4 protein-coding genes are annotated in these 3,166 nt (G+C 42.2%); all 4 read left to right on the plus strand.

What is annotated here, in order from left to right; genetic code table 11:
* The coding region (locus JWG41_RS00005; RefSeq protein WP_205267923.1) for a ribose-phosphate diphosphokinase at window positions 1-603 on the plus strand (603 nt) is incomplete at its 5' end.
* Window positions 604-620: 17 nt separating this feature from the next.
* Window positions 621-1,253, plus strand: a complete 633-nt coding sequence (locus JWG41_RS00010) for a 50S ribosomal protein L25/general stress protein Ctc (RefSeq protein WP_205267924.1) — start codon at window positions 621-623, stop codon at window positions 1,251-1,253.
* A 19-nt stretch (window positions 1,254-1,272) separates the two neighbouring features.
* Window positions 1,273-1,836: an aminoacyl-tRNA hydrolase gene (gene pth, locus JWG41_RS00015; RefSeq protein WP_205267925.1), complete on the plus strand. Its 564-nt coding sequence runs from the start codon at window positions 1,273-1,275 to the stop codon at window positions 1,834-1,836.
* 29 nt (window positions 1,837-1,865) lie between these two features.
* Window positions 1,866-3,166: ATP-dependent zinc metalloprotease FtsH (gene ftsH / locus JWG41_RS00020; RefSeq protein ID WP_205267926.1), on the plus strand; the 1,301-nt coding region annotated here is incomplete at its 3' end.

Genomic DNA, 3,166 nt, shown 5'->3' on the forward strand with positions numbered 1-3,166 from the left:
GTTGCCGATTTAATCGAAACGGTTGGCCCTGATCGTGTCCTCACTATGGACTTACATGCGGATCAAATCCAAGGATTCTTTCGTATTCCTGTAGATCATTTATATTTCTCACCAGTCCTTGCCGAGTACATCAACTCACTCGGAATGGATGACCTAGTGATTGTTTCCCCAGACTCTGGTGGAGCAGAGAGAGCACGTAACTTTGGTAAAAAAGTAAACGGATCACTTGCCATCATTGACAAACGTAGACCAAAAGCTAACGAGTCTGTGGTGATGCATGTCATTGGTGAAATCAAAGACAAAAACTGCTTATTACTTGATGATATGATTGATACTGGCGGAACGATTGCGAAAGCGGCGACCGCCCTGTACCAAAACGGAGCAAAATCTGTATTATGTTGTGCATCTCACGGAGTTCTTTCCGGAGAAGCACCGGCCAAATTGAATGAGGCTGATTTCAAACAAATTGTGCTCTCAAATTCTATCGCCATTCCGGAGACCAAAAAAATAAATCACTTGAAAACGCTCTCCATCGCCCCACTCTTTGCTAAAGCCATCGAGCGGATTCATAACGAAGAATCAATCTCTAGTCTGTTTTCATAACTTTAAGGAACATAATCATGGAAAAAATCACTATCAAAGCACAAACAAGAACTTCTAAAGGAAAAGGTCCTGCAAGAAGAATGCGTGTGGAAGGTTTAGTACCGGCAAACATCATCGGAAGCGGTGAAGCAAAATCGGCAAGTGTTGTCGAAAAAGAAATCCAAAGACTCATCGACTCAGGAATCCGTAAGGCAACTCTCATTGACCTCGAACTTGATGGTAAAACAGAAAGAGTTTTCGTGAAAGAAATCCAAAGATTTCCACACACGGGCCAAATCCGTCACATCGACTTCTTTAAAGTAACTCCTGGTAAAAAGATCCTAACAACAGTTGCCATCAAAACAACTGGTGTTGCAAAAGGTTCCAAAGCAGGTGGACAGTTCGAGCACCTCGTTCACGAAATCAAAGTGAAGTCAACTCCTGAAGATTTGACTGACGTAATCACAATTGATGTAAGCGGTTTGGATATCGGAAACTTGATTAAGGTTTCTGAACTTCCTCACCCAGCATCTTGGGAAATCCTTGTGAATGGTGATCCGATTGTTGCTTCTTGTAGCAAAACAAAAGCAATCCTTGCTGCTGAACGCGCTGAAAAAGCAGAAGCAGAAACCAAAGGAAAACCAGCTGCTAAGAAAGCTGGAAAGAAATAAGATCTACTTTTAGGAACCAATGAAGTTAATTGTAGGGCTAGGAAATCCTGGCGATAAATATAATAACAATCGATCTAACATTGGTTTCAAAATTCTTGATGTCATTGCCAACAACATTGGCATTGAAATCAAAACGAAGAAAAAGAAATCTCTCATCGGTCGTGGTGACTTTGAAGGGGACGAAGTGGTTTTACTCAAACCACAAACCTTCAGTGACCTTTCCGGTGAGTCAGTTCTCTACATTGCCTCCTTTTTAAAAATCCAGGTAAAAGACATTGTGGTCATTCATGAGGATGTCGGGTTAGAACTCGGCCAAATCGTGGTCACTAAAGGTGGGGAAAACGATGTCAACCCTGGGGTCAACTCGGTTTCTGTCTCATTACGATCCCCCAATTTTATACGGATTCGGATCGGCGTTCTTAATTCAGCCTTCGACCCAAAAAAAAGAGAAGAATTTTTACGTGAAGATTTTGAGCCATTAGAGAACCTGAGCTTGATACAGATCATCAATGACGCCGAAGCGGCGATTCGTTCCATATCCATGGGGGATATTGACGAAGTGATTCAGAAATATCACCTTTGATTTCAGTCTAACTAGCGAGAAGTCTTTACATGAATAAAAACATCAAAACCGTATTTCTATTTTTGCTCGTATTCCTTGTCATTTTGGCAACGGTTTATAAAGGTCAGGACTTCGCCGGTAAACCCGACGAAATCAGCTATTCCGATTTTTTAAATATGGTAGAACCCATCGAAGGTAAAAAGCCGATCGGGAAAATTACCTCCAAAGACGGAAAGGAAGCTTCCGCAAAACAACAAATCGTCATTGATCGAGAACTGATTGAAGGTTGGTACATCCCAGAAATCAGCAAAGACAACAAACCAAAACCTTTCAAAACTAACGTAGCCCAAGTGAACGATGATTTGGTGACAAAACTTCGTAAGTCGCGCCTCAGTTTTACTGCGAAATCCACTGAAGAAAACAAGTTTTGGAGTGTGGTATCAGGAATCATTCCTTGGTTGTTTGCTCTCGGTATCATTTGGTTCATCATGATGCGCCAACTCCAAGCATCAGGTAACAAGGCTTTTACCTTTGGTAAGTCTCGTGCCAAAATGAATGTGGATCCAAAAGTCAAAACCACTTTTAATGATGTGGCTGGTTGTGAAGAAGCAAAAGTTGAATTACTCGAAATCATTGAATTCTTAAAAGATCCAAAAAAATTCCAAGCCATTGGTGCACGAATTCCGAAAGGAGTTCTTCTTGTGGGTCCTCCAGGAACTGGTAAAACCTTACTTGCGAAAGCGGTAGCGGGAGAAGCTGGTGTTCCTTTCTTTTCTATTTCTGGTTCTGACTTCGTAGAAATGTTTGTGGGTGTGGGTGCATCACGAGTCCGTGATTTATTTGACCAAGGTAAAAAGAATGCTCCTTGTATCATCTTTATCGATGAGATTGATGCGGTAGGTCGCTTACGCGGTGCAGGACTTGGTGGTGGACATGATGAAAGAGAACAAACCCTCAATCAAATGTTAGTCGAGATGGACGGATTTGAAATGAACGAAGGTGTCATTGTGATGGCAGCAACAAACCGTGCTGACGTACTTGACCCTGCCCTTCTTCGTCCAGGTCGTTTTGATAGACAAGTGATTGTTGACCTTCCTGATCTCAAAGGCCGTGAAGAAATTTTGGCCGTTCACTCTAAAAAGGTTCCTTTAGTTTCTGATATTTCACTGAACTCCATTGCTCGTGGAACTCCTGGTTTTACAGGCGCCGATCTTGCCAACCTCATCAATGAAGCGGCACTCCTTGCAGCACGTCGTAACAAAAAACGTGTAACCCAAGAAGAACTCGAAGAAGCACGCGATAAAGTTATGATGGGACCTGAACGTAAGTCTATGTTTATCTCTGACAAAGA

It is taken from the genome of Leptospira chreensis (assembly GCF_016919165.1).
Taxonomy (GTDB): domain Bacteria; phylum Spirochaetota; class Leptospiria; order Leptospirales; family Leptospiraceae; genus Leptospira_A; species Leptospira_A chreensis.